The organism is Anaerotruncus sp. AF02-27, from assembly GCF_003465835.1.
GTDB lineage: Bacteria > Bacillota > Clostridia > Oscillospirales > Ruminococcaceae > Anaerotruncus > Anaerotruncus rubiinfantis.
This window is the reverse complement of record NZ_QSBX01000009.1, coordinates 39,239-55,013: the sequence shown is the minus strand read 5'-3', so window position 1 is coordinate 55,013 and position 15,775 is coordinate 39,239. Positions and strand designations below refer to the sequence as shown.

At 54.3% G+C, this 15,775-nt stretch carries 13 protein-coding genes; 4 read left to right on the top strand and 9 right to left on the bottom strand.

Features of this window, described 5'->3' with window-relative positions; genetic code table 11:
• Nucleotides 1-123: 123 nt before the first annotated feature.
• The gene (locus tag DWV16_RS09070; RefSeq protein WP_118478863.1) at nucleotides 124-3,240 is read left to right on the top strand and encodes a UvrD-helicase domain-containing protein; all 3,117 of its coding nucleotides are present in this window, start codon (nucleotides 124-126) and stop codon (nucleotides 3,238-3,240) included.
• Between the two features lie 53 nt (nucleotides 3,241-3,293).
• Here the strand turns inward: DWV16_RS09070 and DWV16_RS09065 are convergent, their stop codons facing one another.
• Nucleotides 3,294-3,842, bottom strand: coding sequence for a glutathione peroxidase (locus tag DWV16_RS09065; protein ID WP_066457949.1), 549 nt, complete (start codon nucleotides 3,840-3,842; stop codon nucleotides 3,294-3,296).
• A 148-nt stretch (nucleotides 3,843-3,990) separates the two neighbouring features.
• On the opposite strand from DWV16_RS09065, the gene DWV16_RS19315 reads away from it, so the two are divergent.
• A complete protein-coding gene (locus DWV16_RS19315; RefSeq protein WP_118478861.1) occupies nucleotides 3,991-4,518 on the top strand; it encodes a hypothetical protein in 528 nt (175 codons plus the stop codon).
• 82 nt (nucleotides 4,519-4,600) lie between these two features.
• Here DWV16_RS19315 and DWV16_RS09055 read toward each other — a convergent pair whose 3' ends face one another.
• On the bottom strand, nucleotides 4,601-5,596 hold the full coding sequence (locus DWV16_RS09055; protein ID WP_158572837.1) for a DUF4397 domain-containing protein: 996 nt from the start codon (nucleotides 5,594-5,596) through the stop codon (nucleotides 4,601-4,603).
• 153 nt (nucleotides 5,597-5,749) lie between these two features.
• Nucleotides 5,750-7,138: an MATE family efflux transporter gene (locus DWV16_RS09050; RefSeq protein ID WP_118478857.1), complete on the bottom strand. Its 1,389-nt coding sequence runs from the start codon at nucleotides 7,136-7,138 to the stop codon at nucleotides 5,750-5,752.
• A 209-nt stretch (nucleotides 7,139-7,347) separates the two neighbouring features.
• Between DWV16_RS09050 and DWV16_RS09045 the strand changes: the two genes are divergently transcribed.
• Together DWV16_RS09045 and DWV16_RS09040 are read left to right on the top strand one after the other, a co-directional pair.
• Nucleotides 7,348-7,785, top strand: coding sequence for a MarR family winged helix-turn-helix transcriptional regulator (locus DWV16_RS09045; RefSeq protein ID WP_066457960.1), 438 nt, complete (start codon nucleotides 7,348-7,350; stop codon nucleotides 7,783-7,785).
• Between the two features lie 399 nt (nucleotides 7,786-8,184).
• Nucleotides 8,185-8,910 (top strand): response regulator transcription factor, encoded by a 726-nt coding sequence (locus DWV16_RS09040; RefSeq protein ID WP_066457963.1) that lies wholly within the window; start codon nucleotides 8,185-8,187, stop codon nucleotides 8,908-8,910.
• 70 nt (nucleotides 8,911-8,980) lie between these two features.
• Here DWV16_RS09040 and DWV16_RS09035 read toward each other — a convergent pair whose 3' ends face one another.
• The 6 genes from DWV16_RS09035 to DWV16_RS09010 form a co-directional block, all read right to left on the bottom strand.
• Nucleotides 8,981-9,871: an LPXTG cell wall anchor domain-containing protein gene (locus DWV16_RS09035; protein WP_243007303.1), complete on the bottom strand. Its 891-nt coding sequence runs from the start codon at nucleotides 9,869-9,871 to the stop codon at nucleotides 8,981-8,983.
• A gap of 497 nt (nucleotides 9,872-10,368) precedes the next feature.
• Entirely contained in the window at nucleotides 10,369-11,439 is a 1,071-nt protein-coding gene (locus DWV16_RS09030; RefSeq protein WP_118478853.1) for a hypothetical protein, read from the bottom strand.
• A gap of 315 nt (nucleotides 11,440-11,754) precedes the next feature.
• Entirely contained in the window at nucleotides 11,755-13,050 is a 1,296-nt protein-coding gene (locus DWV16_RS09025; RefSeq protein WP_118478851.1) for a HAMP domain-containing sensor histidine kinase, read from the bottom strand.
• Complete coding sequence (locus DWV16_RS09020) at nucleotides 13,047-13,730, bottom strand: response regulator transcription factor (protein WP_066457972.1); 684 nt, start codon at nucleotides 13,728-13,730, stop codon at nucleotides 13,047-13,049. The genes DWV16_RS09025 and DWV16_RS09020 overlap by 4 nt, the downstream gene beginning before the upstream one ends.
• A 426-nt stretch (nucleotides 13,731-14,156) precedes the next feature.
• Entirely contained in the window at nucleotides 14,157-14,603 is a 447-nt protein-coding gene (locus DWV16_RS09015; protein ID WP_118478849.1) for a C-GCAxxG-C-C family protein, read from the bottom strand.
• A gap of 136 nt (nucleotides 14,604-14,739) precedes the next feature.
• The gene (locus DWV16_RS09010) at nucleotides 14,740-15,636 is read right to left on the bottom strand and encodes a LysR family transcriptional regulator (protein WP_118478847.1); all 897 of its coding nucleotides are present in this window, start codon (nucleotides 15,634-15,636) and stop codon (nucleotides 14,740-14,742) included.
• Nucleotides 15,637-15,775: the final 139 nt, after the last annotated feature.

Sequence of the window (15,775 nt, the reverse complement as noted above, 5' to 3'; positions counted from 1 at the left end):
GGGTTCCCGGCTTTTATTCTTCCACCGAGCTCGATTTCGCGCGTTTTGGAGGATTACAAGGCTTGCAACCCTACCGCAAAAAGTCTAAAATGAAGGTATCCTACGAAAACCGGGGGAACGGGCATGTATATTGCTGATCTGCATATTCATTCAAAATATTCGCGCGCGACCAGTCGGGAATGCGTTCCGGAATATCTCGATCTGTGGGCGCGCCGCAAGGGGATCGACCTCATCGGCACCGGCGATTTCACCCACCCAGCCTGGCGGGAAGAACTTCGGGAGAAACTCGAACCCGCTGAAGACGGGCTTTACCGCCTGAAAGCAAATTTCCGCCTGCCGGACCAGTTGGCGGGCGGGGAAAAAAGCCCGCGGTTTGTCCTTTCCGGGGAGATCAGCTCGATCTATAAAAAGAACGGCCGGGTGCGCAAGGTGCACAATGTAATCCTGCTGCCGAGCCTGGAATCGGCGCAGGAGCTTGCAAAAAAGCTCGAGGCGATCGGCAATGTCCACTCGGACGGAAGGCCGATCCTGGGGCTTGACAGCCGCGATCTTCTGGAGATCACGCTCGAATGCTGTCCGGATGCGGTTTTTATTCCCGCGCATATCTGGACGCCGCATTTTTCGCTTTTTGGAGCGTTTTCGGGATTCGATACGATCGAGGAGTGTTTCGAGGATCTTACGCCGCACATCCATGCGGTTGAAACCGGGCTTTCCTCCGACCCGCCGATGAACTGGCGGCTTTCGGCGCTTGACCGGTTTACACTCGTTTCAAATTCGGACGCACACTCCCCGGCCAAACTTGGCCGGGAGGCGAACCTTTTGGATACGGAGCTTTCCTATCCCGCTTTGGCGGGGGCGATCGCCGGGAACGGCGGTTTTGCGGGCACGATCGAATTCTTTCCGGAGGAGGGAAAGTACCACTGCGACGGCCATCGAAACTGCGGAATTTGCCTTTCTCCCTCCGAAGCAGAGGAGCTGGAGGGTCGCTGCCCGGTCTGCGGCAAAAAGCTCACGACGGGTGTGTGGCACCGGGTGCAGCAGCTTGCCGACCGGCCGGAAGGATTCCTGCCGCAGGGACGAAAACCGTTTGAAAGTTTGGTGCCGCTGCCGGAGGTGATCGGTTCGTCGCTCGGCATGTCACCGGCCGGCGTGCGGGTGCAGGCGCGGTATCTGGAGCTTCTTGGAAAGCTCGGCCCGGAGTTTTACATTCTGCGGGAGGCGCCGCTTGATGAGATCGTCCGGGAAGCCGGGCCGCTCATCGCCGAGGGTGTGCGCCGGATGCGGGCCGGCGAAGTGGAACGCGTCCCCGGCTTTGACGGTGAATATGGGAAGATCCAGCTGCTCACCGCCGAAGAGATCGACCGGATTTCCGGTCAGATAAGCCTGTTTGGCGCCTCGCCGGATGAAAAACCGGCCCGAAAGGCCCCTGCGCGGCGTGCGGCAAAATCCAGCCCGGCTCCGGCCGGGACGCGGGAAGGGCTGCAAACGGAGGAGAGGGGCCCGCTGGCGGGGCTCAATGATGAGCAAAAAGCTGCGGTCACCGCCGAAGAAGCGGCGGTGGCGGTCGTGGCCGGGCCAGGCACCGGAAAAACCAAAACACTGGTCGCGCGCATTGCATATCTGGTGCAGGAGCGCGGTGTGAAACCCGCCGAGATCACCGCTGTGACCTTTACCAATAAGGCAGCCGGCGAGATGCGCGAACGGCTGGAAAAACAGATTGGAAAACGCGCCGCGCGCGCCATGCGGATCGGAACCTTCCACGCGGTCTGTATGCGGCTTTTAGACGATGTGGTGATGCTGGCGGACGAATCCGAAGCGCTGTTTGTCGCGGAGGAAACGGTGCGGGAATGCGGGCTTCGGATCTCGGCAAAAAAACTGCTCCAGGAGGTTTCGCGCCGCAAAAACGGCGCGCCGCCCGATGAAGCGGAGGAAAAGCTCCCGCAGGAGGCCTATCTTCGCTACTGCGAAAAACTCGCGGCTTACGGCGCGCGCGATTTTGATGACCTGCTGTTGGAAACGCTCGAACGCTTTGAACCGCAAAATCGGAAAGAATCCGCCCTGCGCGGTTTTACCCACCTGCTGGTGGACGAGTTTCAGGATATCAACGATTTGCAGTACCGTTTGGTACAGGCATGGAGCCGGGCGGGCGAAAGCCTCTTTGTGATTGGAGATCCGGACCAGTCGATCTATGGCTTTCGAGGTTCGGACGCGCGCTGTTTTGCCCGGCTTGCGCAGGATTTGCCGCATCTCCGGCAGATCCGCCTCCTGCGTAACTACCGTTCGACGCCGGAAGTGATCGGTTGCGCTCTGCCGCTTATCGCGCATAACGGCGGCGAAGCGCGTTCGCTTGAGGCGTTTCGCTCATCCGGCGCGCCTGTGCGGGCGCTTTTTGCCGCTGACGAATATTCCGAAGCGATCTTCATCGCCAAAGAAATCAACCGCCTGGTCGGCGGTATCGATATGCTCGACGCGCAGGAGCGTCGGGAAGCCGGCTGCGCACGGGGATTTTCGGACATCGCGGTGCTCTACCGTACCCACAGGCAGGCGGAAGTGCTGGAAAAATGCCTGCGCATCGAAGGCATCCCCTATACTGTGACCGGCCGGGACAAGCTGCTTACTGACCCGGACGTGCGGGAAGCCGTCCAGTTTTTCCGCGCGCTGTCCGATCCGGGTACAGCGCCCCTTCACCGGCTTGCGGCAAAACAGCAGCCGGAAAAATTCAAGGCGCTTGCGGAAATTTTTCAGCCGCTTATGGAACGGGAAAAACCACAGAAGCTGCTCGAACGCTGGATTTCGGAGCGGGAACTCTCTGGCTCCCCGGCAATGGAGAAGCTGCTCGGCATAGCGGTCTGTCATGACGGCATGGCTTCGTTTTTGCAGAACCTTGCGTTTGGCGGGGAGGGTGATCTCATCCGCAGCGGCGGCAAAAGCTACCTCTCCGACGCGGTTTCGCTTCTGACGCTGCACGGCGCGAAGGGGCTTGAGTTCCCGGTTGTATTCCTCTGCGGCGTGAAAAAAGGGGTGCTCCCGCTCGACGCCCCTGGCCGCAGCGTCGATCTGGAGGAGGAACGTAGGCTCTTCTATGTTGGTATGACCCGCGCCCAGGACGAATTAACCTTGCTTATGCCTGGCGAGCCGTCGCCGTTTTTCACGGAGATTCCGCAGGGATGCCTGCAAAAAGGCAAGGCGTCGCCGGTGAAAAATCCATCCGGCGGCAAGCAGCTGAGCCTGTTTGAATGATGAAAAACACCCCGCATCCGGCTTGCGCGCCGGCCGCGGGGTGTTTTTTTGTCTTAATTTAACAGACGGGCAATCTCATGGTCGATCACCGACAGGTCGGCGGTGGGCTCGTAACGCTTCACTACCCGGCCGGTCTGATCCACCAGGAATTTGGTAAAATTCCATTTGATATCGTTGCCGGTTTGGTAGTTTTTTCCGCCTTCGGAAAGGATTTCATCCAGCTTTTTTCCGATCGGGTGGGAAAGATCAAAGCCTCCGAAGGGCTCTTGCGCACGTAGGTAGTCGTAGAGCGGGCTGGCATTCGGGCCATTCACATCAATTTTGGCGAACATCGGGAAGGTCACGCCATAGTTTTTCTGACAGAAGGCCTGGATACTTTCGTTGCTGTCCGGCTCCTGGTCCAGGAACTGGTTACATGGGAAACCCAGCACCTCAAACCCCTTGCCCTTCCATTTTGTGTAAAGCATCTCGAGCTCCGCGTACTGGGGTGTGAAGCCGCATTTGCTGGCCGTATTGACAATCAGCAGCACCTTACCGCAAAATTCCGCAAGCGGGACTGGTCTCCCATCGATCGACTGGACGGTGAAATCATAGATCTGCATGAAAGGAACACCTCTTTTCGCAGGTATTATATGGAGCAAACGCGCTGCTATGCGTGTTTCTGTGCCGAAATAGCACATTCACGGGTTAAAAATCATAGAATGAAAGTGGAAAGTGCGAAATAACTGTGAAAAAGGAGCTGGGAAATTCATGTTTACACAGGAAACTTATGAAGAACAGGTGCACAGATACAACCAGATGCTTTTGCAGATGCAGCGCCGGGCACGGCCCGCGACAAAAGAACCGCCCGCGGAGGCGGAACCCATCGTCGAGACGGAACCCATCCTCGAGACGGAACCTATCCCCGAGGCGGAACCCATCGTCGAGACGGAACCTATCCCCGAGACGGAACCCATCCCCGAGACGGAACCCATCCCCGAGACGGAACCCATCCCCGAGACGGAACCGGTGACAGAGGCTTTTCGGATGGGGAATGCGGTGCAGGAAGCTGCCGTCTGTGAGGCCGTTCCGAAGGAGTCTGTCCCGGAGCCACCCTGTGTGCGGGAGGAGGAAAAAGCGCCTGGAACGCGGTGGGAACAGTTGGCCGAAAACCTGGCCGCCGATTTGCGGCAGGCTTCACCTGAAATGCAAAGCTGTGTCATCGGCTACCTTTTCCGCGCTGACCAAACGCTGGGCAGGCAGGTGTGGACAAAGTTGGTGGAACGCCGCGCGCTGTAAGGCCGGAAGGCGGATCCAGGAACGAAAAAGCGCCCGGCCGGTGGGCCGGGCGCCTGATGTACAGGCAACTGGAGAGGGCGGGTCAGCGGTCCTCGACGACCATTGTCTGAAGCGCTTCGGGAGAGCTGTCCCGGCTGAGGATGTAGACGGTATACATCGCGTTTGGCCGTACGTCCACATAGAAGGAGACGAGCACTTCCGGCATTTCAAGGGTCGCTATGTTGGAGGAAAGCGTTTCGATATCCTCGAAACGCGGAGTCGGGCGCAGGCTGGTTTCGGTGATGTAGAACTCATAAGACCCGCGGCGTACCCGTTTGAAAGAGGTCACTTCCTTGAAGCGCACGTCGGAATAGACCACGCGGCCATCCGCGAGGAGTATGTCAAGCGGATTCGAGCTGTACGCGAGATTGCAGACCCGGAAACAGGACATGCCGGGCAGTTTGAGGCAGGGCGAGTCGGAAATCTGCATCAAATCCAGCCCGCTGGCCGAGTTGATGATGGCAATGGTGCTGGCGTCGTCCGAGCGGAAAGGCATGGATTTCTGCAGATAGACATATCCGTTTGAGCCGGTTACGGTGATGGTCTGGAAGCCGCTGGCCACCCTGCCGTACGGAGTGAGCGACGCAAAGCCAAGCCCGCCCGCGATGTAACGGTTGTTGATGTAGACTCGGAACGGCCGGTATCCATAGGCCGCGTTCAGGAACCGCACCTGTCCGTTGCGTTTGCCGGTGTTACAGAAAAAGCACGGGGGATTGGGCTGCGGAAATACGGGGAAGGTATCCCCTGGTGCGACCGGTCCACCCTCGCCGGGGTTTGGCAGGGGGATGACCGGGACGTTTTCGCCGCCGGGGAAAACAGGCCCGCCCTCGCCGGGATTCGGAAGCATGTTGCCCGGCGTATTTGCGCCGCCGGGGAAAACAGGCCCACCCTCGCCGGGATTTGGCAGCAGGCTTCCAGGGATGCCGCCGCCTGGAGCTGCAACAGGCCCGCCTTCGCCGGGGTTCGGAAGCATGCTGCCCGGGACGGACGACCGGCTCCACATGGAATAATCGTCCATGTTATCAGATGAAGCGTTCAAGATTCTCCATCTCCTTTCAGGTTTTGTACTATCATATTAGCTCCGGGATCTTTTGGTGATAGACAATCCCCTTGAAAAGACGGCTTTTCCCGCGCTTTATTGATTTTGGACACAAAAAATCCCCCGCCGGGATCGCGGCGGGGGAAAGAGCCCTTATTCGCTTTGTTCGGACAGTTCGCGCAGGGGTTTGATCTCCTTTTTGTAGAGGTAGGCCATATAAACGGCGCAGAGCGCGACCGAGAAGATTTCAGCGAGTGGGAACGACCACCACACCGCCTCCAGCCCGCCGAACTTGGCGAGCAGCCATGCGGAGGGCAGCAGGATGATCAGCTGGCGCACAACCGAGACTGAAAGGCTCAAAAAGCCATGCCCAAGCGCCTGACAAACCGACAGCGAACAGATACAGAAGCCCGCGAAGACGAAGCTCAGGCTGATGATCCGCAAAGCAGGCACGCCAATGGCGATCATTGTTTCGGAGGCGTTGAAGATCGAAAGAAGCTGCGGCGTGAAGAACCAAAAGGCAGCCACCCCCAAAAACATGATCCCAACCGCATAGCAGGCGCTTAACAGGAAGGTTTTGGCCATCCGGTCAGGTTTGCGCGCGCCGAAATTATAGGAAAGGATCGGAACCATACCGTTATTGAGCCCGAAAATCGGCATGAAGATAAAGCTCTGAAGTTTGAAATAGACTCCGAACACTGCCGTGGCGGTCGAAGTGAACGCGATGAGGATTTTGTTCATTCCGAAGGTCATCACAGAACCGATGGAGGCCATGATGATCGAAGGCACGCCAACTGCGTAAATTTTTCCGATGACAGCGCTGTCTGGACGGAAATTTTTTGCCCGCAGGTCGAGCTCCTCGTTCTTTTTGCAGTTAAAATAGACTGCGAGGATGAAAGCGACGATCTGACCGGTCACAGTGGCGACCGCCGCGCCGGCCACGCCAAGCTTTGGAAATCCCAAAAGCCCGAAGATCATAATTGGATCAAGGATAATATTGATGATGGCGCCGGTTCCCTGGGTAATCATCGTATAGAAAGTCCGACCGGTCGACTGAAGCAGCTTTTCAAAAACGATTTGACCAAATATCCCGAATGAGCAGACACAGCAGATGGTGAGATAGCTGGTGCCTTCGACCACGATCTCAAGAATATCGGTCTGCATCAGAAAGAAGGTACGGGTGCAGAAGATCCCCAGAAACGCAAAAACGATGAAACTGAGCCCGGCCAGGAAAATGCCGTTGACAGCGGTTTTATTGGCAAGATGGAAGTTCTTTTCCCCCAGGCTTTTTGAGAGCAGCGCATTGATGCCGACACCGGTACCGGTGCCAACAGCAATCATCAGGCTTTGCGCGGGAAACGCGAGCGACACGGCGGTGAGCGCGTTTTCGCTCAGCTGTGCCACGAACATGCTGTCCACGATGTTGTAAAGCGCCTGTACCAGCATGGAAATGACCATCGGCAGGGACATGGAAATGAGCAGTTTTCCCACCGGCATAACGCCCATTTTATTCTCCGCAGGTTGGGCAGTGTTTTCGTTCATATGTATTCCTCCCTAATAAATGTTGGAAATGCAACCAAATCAGCGGAAGTTGGAGCATTTTTTATCGCGTCAATTCAGCACATTTACTATTCTATGGAATTAAAATTTATTTGTCAAGCCAAAAATTTGAAGAAATTCATTGACAATGCAAATTGCACAAGGTAATATAAAAGTTGCAATTGAAACTGTTAGAACCGGAGGTGGACAGGATGTTGGAATTCCCGGAACAGGATCTGCTGAAGCTGATTTCGGTGGTGCAGCGTAAAACCCAGATGTATCTCAATGAACAGTTCGCTTCGGTCGGAATCACCGGCGGGCAGGCGCCATTCATCATGATTGTCTGCGAGACTCAAGGCCTGCCGCAGAGCCGTTTGGGCGAGCTGCTTGATATGGACAAAAGCACCGTTGCCAAGATGCTTTCGCGCCTGGAAGCGCAAGGTTATATCACCCGCAGGGTCAACGCGGATGACTGCCGGTCTTTTGACATCTGTCCAACCGGCAAGGCGTATAAAATTTATCCTTTTCTCGAGCAGGTGGGGGAACGATGGGTGGCCCAGATGACTTCGGGCCTCACCGGGATCGAGCAGGCTGTTTTCTATGAGCTGCTGAAAAAAGTAGCCGGCAACACGGCCGCATATTTTGACTGACTGAAAACGAGCCTCCCATCTGGGGGGCTCGTTTCGATTTATCGGCAGAAAATTTACATTTGCCACGTGGGAATTAACATTGGATTTAAACGGAAATTGTATAATAATGCCATAGAGTGCCGAATTGGGGCGGAAAACAAAAAAACCGCCACAGCGGTTTTTTTGTTGGAGAGTTTTTGCTTTTAAACTGATTTACAGGAGGCATGTGCCCGGATGAGGAATCCGAGGCTCATGAGCATTTAAGCCCATCGGCAATGCCGACCCCTAAATGTTATTTATATTATAATGTGTGCATATGCAAATTGTGTTATGGATTCATGTGGAAACGGTTGAGAATCCGGACATTTTTTATGAACGGGCTTCGATCCGGCCCGGCTGACAACAGGGAGGAAAACACGGATGGTTCCAATGGTACTATTTGCCCAGAACGAAACGAATGTCAGAAATGCGGAAACCGCCCGGCAGCACCGTGTGCGGCTCATTCAACGGATTTATGATGAAGGATGGCAGGTGTTGAATGCCTCGACAGCCTCACAGGTTCATCATTACCTGGAGGGACAGAAAGTGTCGCTCATCATCCTGGACGCGGCAGGATATCGCGGAGACCGTGCTGAACAATTCAAACGGATGCGGGAACTCACCGATGCGCCGATCCTTGTCATCACCGACGCGACCGACGACCGTACCGAACTGGAAATTCTCGACAACGGCGCGGACGATTGTCTGCGCCGCCCGGTGAGTGACCAGATTATCATTGCGCATGCAAAGTCTCTTTTGCGCCGGGCGGATGCGCTGCCCGCGCCGGAGCTGATTTTTGATGAGCTGCGAATCAGTCTGGCGGAGCATGTGGTGGAATTGGACGGTGTACAGCTTGATCTTACGCCAAAGGAATTCGAGCTGCTCTACTACTTTGCAAAGAATCCGAATCTTGCGCTTTCCCGCGTCCAAATTCTCAATCATGCGTGGGGATGGAATTACGCAGGGGAGGAACGCACGGTGGACAGCCATGTGAAAGCTCTGCGCAGCAAACTGGGTTGGGCTGGACGGCATATTGTCACTGTGCGCAGTGTCGGCTATAAATTCGTCTGGAACCTGCCGGAAAAAAGTGCGGTGCATGCCGAATAAATTGCAGCAAAAAGAAACCCGCCGGTTGTGGAGGCAACCGGCGGGTTTTCTTATTAAGGCAGGATCTTAATTATTTGGAGCTTTTCTTGAACGCGACAGCGCCAGCAGCAGTTAGGGAAACAACAGCGGCAACAACCGCTACGTTAACCATGTCGCTGGAACCGGTCTGCGGGATGTCTTTGCCGCCGTCAGGGGTGGTGACATCGGCAGCCGCATCGTCGTCATCCTCATCGTCAGCGTTGATCGCTTCGATGTCGAGCTCAGTGTCGGAGAGGACGTAGGTGCCCAGGACGCGGGTCTTCATGGACCAGCCAGGGATCTCTTCGTCATCTTCGGAGAAGGTGAACTTGTCGGTGACGTCGGTCAGGTTGCCGTCAGCATCTTTCTCGTAGATGAAGCAGCTTTCCGGATCCGGAATATAATCGTCATCATCTTCGTCCCACGGAATGCCAAGGGTCAGGGTCGCGCGGGAGGTCGACGGGATGGTCGGGTTGGTGACGAAGTCATAGAACCACAGGTCAGCGTCAACCGGATCGCCGTACTCAGCGTACAGGGTGCGGTCGGTGCTGGTGGACAGACGGGCATAGAATTTGGAAGCATCGTCGTCAGCTTCGAACTTCAGAGCGGCACGGTCGTCGCCCCAGATCAGGGTGTTGGTGTCGTTGTCGTCAGGATCGAAGTAAACGCGATCGCCGGAATCCGGGTTGTCGTCATTCTCGGTTTTTTCGTTGTTGATCCAGAAAGAGTAATCAATCGAGATCAAGTCCCCATCGTTGAACGCATTTTTGGGGGTCTTGTCACCGCTGAAATCGGTGGAGTCCTTCTTTGCCTCCAGAGTGATGGTACCATCGGTATGGATTTCGTCAGTGGTGTAGCTGTCGGCCAGCTCAAACTTCAGAACAAGATCATAACGGGTGCCATTGACCTTCTTATCGGTCAACAGAGAGATCTTTTTGATCATCTTGCCGTTAGTATCCTTGTCGACATCAAATTTGAAATAATCATCATTTTTGATCTCGTCAGTGTTTACTGTAGTAGTGGTAGTATCTGATGACCATGTAATAGAATCATCTGTAATCGGAAGAAGGAAGATAGAGCCCGGGCGGACATCTTCACCGTCGAAAGAACCATTCACAGCAGTGAATGTACCGACGGAACTATCCACGGCTTCGTCATCTTTGTCATTCCACATAGTGCCATAGCCGATAGTAGTGGCCGTATTGTAGTCGACAGCCAGAGCAGCGACGGAAGCAAAGCTCATGACCATCGCGGCGGCCAGGATTCCCGAAAGAATCTTTTTCATTGGAAATTCCTCCTAGAAAAATAGTTTTGATCAATTTATCGTCAAGGGTATCCTCCAATACCCCGGACTTCCGCTTTTTGGAAATTCCCTTTTAAAATGTTCGGGAAAGAACGGATGTGGAGAGTCATCCGTTCTTTCCGGTTTGAATCAGTTAATTAGAAGCCAGTGCCGGGGTTGACTTTGTCAGCGTCGACAACTTCGTCAGCCGGAACTTCATCTTCAGCTTCGGTAACCGGAGCTTCAGCGAAGATGTAGGTGCCCAGGCGGCGGGTTTTCATGGTGAAGACATAATCATCATCATCGTTGTAATCGAAGGAACCCTTCGAGGTGATGTCGATGAGCTCGCCGTCAGCGTTTTCTTCGTAGACAACGATGGAATCCTCGTCAACAGTCAGATCGCCATCTTCGTCAACGTAAGGAACGACCAGTTCGAGAACCGCACGGGAGGTGGAGGAAATCTCCGGAGTACCAACCCACTGACGGACGAAAGCGTCCTGATCGTTGAAGAGCTCAGCATACTTCACGTTGTCCCACTTGGTGGAGAGTTTCGGGAAGTATTTCGCAACGTCAGAATCAGCATCGAAGGTCAGGACTGCGAGAGTATCGTTCTCGTCTTCCCAGGTGATGGTGTTCTCTTCGTTTTTAACCGGCTTGATCATTTTGCCGCCGGTGCCAGCCATCTCGTCGCTGTCATCGGTGGTGTCAACCGCGTTGCTCATCCAGATGGTGAACTCAGGCATGTTGACAGTGATATCCTTCATGCCAGGATGAGTATCATCCCAATCGGTCTTGGAAGAGAAGGAAGCCTCAAACTTAATCTTGTACTCGTTGTCGGTCATGTCGTCGACGAGTTTAACCTCGATCGCAGTGACGCGGCCTGCGCCGGCAACATCTTTGTCGACCAGTTTGATCGATTTGATGTATTTGCCGTTCTCGGTCTTCTTATACTTGAATTTGAACAGGTCGCTGTCACCGAACTCTTTGTTGGTGATAGCATTCGTGGTTGTGGTCGGAACGACAAAATAATAGGTTTTGTCCGGCAGGCTTTCAATCGTGTTGTTCGCGACTGCCAGCGGGGTGGAGTTATCTTTCAGATAAACCGAATCATAAGCAGCGACGTCTCCTTCGCCATCAGTCAGCGTAAGCTCCTGCGTTGCTGCAAAAGAGACAACGCTCATGCTCAGAACGGTAGCAAGCGCCAGAACCAGTGCAAGTACCTTTTTCATTGGGAATCTCCTCCTAGAAAAAATATTTGAAATTTGCGCATTTTGCTCAGGGTCACCTCTCCAGTTGTATCCCTGATGTTAAAAATTATAGCTTTGCGGGAAATTTTGGTCAATTGTGTTTGTTACCGTTTTGTAACCTTTCTTGTGAAATGCACCAATTGAAGTGGCAATTTTAGCATATTACACAGAATATTTCTGGAAATATGCACAAATGATGATGATTTTATGATGAAAATATGGAAGTTAAGTTATGAGTTGGTGGAGGAAAAAACGAAGCGCCAATCTTCCGAATGGCGCCCCGTTTTTTTTACAGTATCATAAGGTCACGGTGAAGACGGTCCCTGTATCCGTGCTGCTTTCCACGGTCACATTTCCGTCGTGCAGCTGCACGATCTGCTGAACAATTGACATTCCCAACCCATGGCCGCGTACCTCCCGGCCATTCCCTGCCCGGAAGAACCGCTCGAAAATCCGCTCAAGCTGCTGCGGAGGGATGGGGTCCCCGCCGTTGCGGATGGTGACGACCGAATGCCCGTTTGCCTGGAATACACGCACCTCGATCCTGCCGCCCTGCGGGGAAAATTTGATCGCATTGTCAATCAGGTTGCTCCAGACATGTTCCAGCATCCATCTGTGGCCGGTCACCGGCACCTTTTCCAGATTGAGATCGAGCGACAGCTCCTTTTCCGTCCATCGCGGCTCCATGGACACAAACACCCGGCGGATCTGTTCGGAGATGTCCACTTCTTCCAGCATTTCGGGCGAGGGCTTGCGGTCCAGACTGCAAACCAGAAGAATATTGTCAACCGTTTCGGTCACCTGCTGCAGTTCCATGTTGATTGCCTGGATATAGAGCGGTTCCTGTTCGGTGTGGATATGTTTTTCCAGCAGTTTTGCATACCCGCTGATCGCTGCCAGCGGGGCTTTGAACTCATGTGAAAAGACCGACATAAAGTTTTTGTGCAGGATGGTGGTGTTTTCGATTTTGCCAACCATGAGATTGAAATCCCGGACAAACAGGCTCATTCCGCCGTTCCCCGGCAATTCCGGCACGCGCACGCTGAAATCTCCTTCGGCAACCTTGTGCGCCGCGCGGCTCAGGCGGGCGGCGGGAAGCAGAATGTGCCGGATAACCAGCAGGATTGCGGTGATGCCAATCAAAAGACAGATGGTGAACAGTGTCAGGACAGATTTCATAAACCCGCGTTCCAGTTCGGCCGAATGGATGCGCAGACGGATATATCCGTCTGTGTCCACACGGCGATATTGCGTCACGGTAAGAGCCATCCCGGGTGCACGCTCGAAAATGGTCACCGAACCGGTTTCGATCAGTTCTTGAAGCTGTGCTTCGGTGAGATTTTCTTCGGACAGGGACTCCAGGATCAGGCATTCCTCCTGCCCATCGGGAAAGATTTGTGAAACGGCATCCTTTCCGCCTTCACAGACGAGCATGTCCGAGATGTGATCAAGCAGGCGGTCCGCGGGGATTTCGATTGCATGCTCATAATATCCTTTCCACATGCAATGTGACCAGATGATCGTGACGATGCCTGAAGCAATAAATGCCGCCAGGAGAAGTACAATGACCTTTAGAAAATATTGTTTTTTCATAGGCGCTCAGCCTTTATGACTGCTTTATATCCGAGTCCGCGCACGGTATCGATTGTGAAGGGGGAATCTCCGGTGAAGCGTTCGCGCAGCCGGTTAATATGTACGTCGACTGTGCGGGGGTTGGTGTCAGTATCGACACCCCAAACCTCGTCCATCAGTTCCTGGCGGGTAAAGATGCGCCCAGGATAGGAGAGCAGCAGGAACAGCAGATAGAATTCCTTCTGCGGAAGCGTACAGACGCCTTTGCCGTTTCGCAGCTCCAGGCTGGCATAATCGAGCACGACGTCCCCGATGCGCAGCTGCTTTTCACAGCTGATGTTGCAGCGGCGCAGGATCGCGCGGATTCGCATGACCAGCTCCTCCAGATCCACCGGTTTGATCAGGTAATCGTCCGCGCCGACCGCGAACAGTTTTCGTTTGTCGTCAAAAGTGGACTTTGAGGTGACGACCAGGACAGGTATGTTCAGATGATGTTTGCGCAGCAAACGCACAAGATTTTCTCCATCCATATTTGGCATGAGGATGTCCGCGACGATCAGATCCACCCGATTTTTTTCGAGTATGCCGAGCGCCTGGATCCCATCGCCCGCAAAAAGGGTGTCAAACCCCTCCGATCGCAGGTAAATGTCTTCCAGTTTTCGAATTTTCGGATCGTCATCCACAATCAGGATTACCGCCATTGAACTCCCTCCCAATCATGTGCCATGAATTTGCTGAAAGGCATAAAACAACAATTATAAAGTATAGCGCCACGATTTTCGCCTGTCATCAGGTCTGGCCATTTGTTTGCAGGAAGTTCATAATCCAAGTTTTAGGGTTAATATTTGGTTTATCTTTCTATTTTTTCCCAAAAAATTCTTGCGTATCCGGATACAAAAAAGGCGCGCGGACTGGCCGCGCGCCTTTTTTGTATTTTTTAAGAAACTTTCTTTTTTCTTCCGGAGAACTGTTTCGGCTGTTCCCATCAGGCGGCCCCTGCGCAGCGTCACCGGGTAGTTGCGTTTTTTGCAAGGCGGCCGGGCAGATTGCTCTGCCCCAGGCTGCAGGCATAAAAATGAGCGGCGGAAAATTTCCGCCGCCCGGCTGGGGTGCCGTCCAGAAAAGCGCTATTCGTTGGGGCCGTCATATACCTCAAACCGGCCGGGGAAAAGGGTGTCCTCCACAATTTTGGCGCAGTCGATCACACAGCCGCGGCAGCTGCGCAGGCGATCGGTTTTCCCATCGGTGCCGCGCAGGGTTTTACAGAGGGTGGTGGTGTTCATTTCGGAAAACCGATCCGCCATTTTGCGCCCGAGTTCAAAGGTGGAGAATTTAGAGGCGGGTTTTTCGAGATTCGCGTCACTGTTTTTGAGCCCGGCAAGCAGCACCATGGCGCAGACGCTGCCGCAGGTTTCATACATGCCGGCTATGCCGAGCCCAAAGCCTTCGGAAGCGCGGAAAGCGGTGATCTCATCCATTCCCAGAAGATCGCTGTAGGCGCAGACGACCGCCTGACAGCAGTTATAACCGTCCCGATGCTTTTGCGCGGAGATGCCGACTCTGCTTTTTTCCATTTGTAAAGACCCCTTTTTCTTTTGTTCGCCCCTATTATAATCCCTCCCGGGAAAGAATCAAGCCCTTTCGGTACAATTTGCGATGGGCATTTTGAATTCCCCTATTCAGAAAACGAATCCAAAAAACCGCCGGCGGTCAGCCGGCGGTTTGGCTTTCCAAAGATCTGAGAATCCGGATCAGCTGGGACAGCAGAGGATCGGTAGGGTCCCTGCCGTTCAGGATATAGGAAAATTTGCGGGAGCAGGGTTTTTCCATCGGGAGCGCGACCAGTGTGCCGGAATCAAGCTCATGGCGGACCGCGCTTTCCGAGATGAGCGTCACACCAAGGCCCTGCCGCGCAAGTTCGGCATTGGCGGTGTTGGAGTTGCATTCGATCTGGCTTGAGACCTTGATCTGGCTGGAGGTGAGAAAATCCCTTTGATACTGCCGGGTGCCGGAACCGGATTCCCGGGTGATCCAGGGCAGCTCGCCAAGCTTTGCGGGGTTGAACGAGGTGATCCCGGCTGCCAGGGACGGGGCGGCGACCAAAATGAGCTGATCGGTGTAAAAGTCCGCCCGTTCAAAATCGTAATACATGTTGCGGCCTTCAATGAGGCCAATGTCGATTTCGCCGCCGCGCAGCCAGTCGCAGACCTGCTGGGTGTTGCCGATGGTGACACTGATGACCGCCGCGGGGCAAGCGTCCGAGAAGGCGCGCAGCACTGCCGGGAGCAGGTGATCCCCGACCGTGCGGCTGGCGCCGACGTGCAGCCGTTCAAGCGCTTTCCCCTTATGAGGCAACACTTCGCGCACCGTCGCGTCCACGAGCGCGAGGATCTCCACGCAGCGCTCATAGACAAGCTCCCCCTCCGGGGTCAATTCCACGTTCGCGCCGTAGGAGGAGCGGTTCAGAAGGGTTGCGCCGTTAAAGAAAATTTCCATCCGTTTTACCTGCTGGCTGACGGTCGGCTGAGAAAAGGAAAGCTTTTTAGCAGCTTTGGTGAAGCTTTTCGTCTCCGCCACCGCCACAAAGGTGCGCAGTTCTTCAAACATCTTGTTTCATCCCATTCCGTAGTTCTTTCCTTTTCAGTATACAGCATCCGGATGGCGTTCGACAAGCCGGAATACGGAGGTATTGAATTTTGCAATGGGGGAATCCGACATTTCAATTTGCGAAGCGGCGCCCGCGTCC

Coding starts and splice junctions, on each gene's coding strand:
- DWV16_RS09070 (WP_118478863.1), top strand. CDS start 124: ATGTATATTGCTGATCTGCATATTCATTCAAAATATTCGCGCGCGACC.
- DWV16_RS09065 (WP_066457949.1), bottom strand. CDS start 3,842: ATGCAGATCTATGATTTCACCGTCCAGTCGATCGATGGGAGACCAGTC.
- DWV16_RS19315 (WP_118478861.1), top strand. CDS start 3,991: ATGTTTACACAGGAAACTTATGAAGAACAGGTGCACAGATACAACCAG.
- DWV16_RS09050 (WP_118478857.1), bottom strand. CDS start 7,138: ATGAACGAAAACACTGCCCAACCTGCGGAGAATAAAATGGGCGTTATG.
- DWV16_RS09045 (WP_066457960.1), top strand. CDS start 7,348: ATGTTGGAATTCCCGGAACAGGATCTGCTGAAGCTGATTTCGGTGGTG.
- DWV16_RS09040 (WP_066457963.1), top strand. CDS start 8,185: ATGGTTCCAATGGTACTATTTGCCCAGAACGAAACGAATGTCAGAAAT.
- DWV16_RS09035 (WP_243007303.1), bottom strand. CDS start 9,871: ATGATCAAAAAGATCTCTCTGTTGACCGATAAGAAGGTCAATGGCACC.
- DWV16_RS09030 (WP_118478853.1), bottom strand. CDS start 11,439: ATGAAAAAGGTACTTGCACTGGTTCTGGCGCTTGCTACCGTTCTGAGC.
- DWV16_RS09025 (WP_118478851.1), bottom strand. CDS start 13,050: ATGAAAAAACAATATTTTCTAAAGGTCATTGTACTTCTCCTGGCGGCA.
- DWV16_RS09020 (WP_066457972.1), bottom strand. CDS start 13,730: ATGGCGGTAATCCTGATTGTGGATGACGATCCGAAAATTCGAAAACTG.
- DWV16_RS09015 (WP_118478849.1), bottom strand. CDS start 14,603: ATGGAAAAAAGCAGAGTCGGCATCTCCGCGCAAAAGCATCGGGACGGT.
- DWV16_RS09010 (WP_118478847.1), bottom strand. CDS start 15,636: ATGTTTGAAGAACTGCGCACCTTTGTGGCGGTGGCGGAGACGAAAAGC.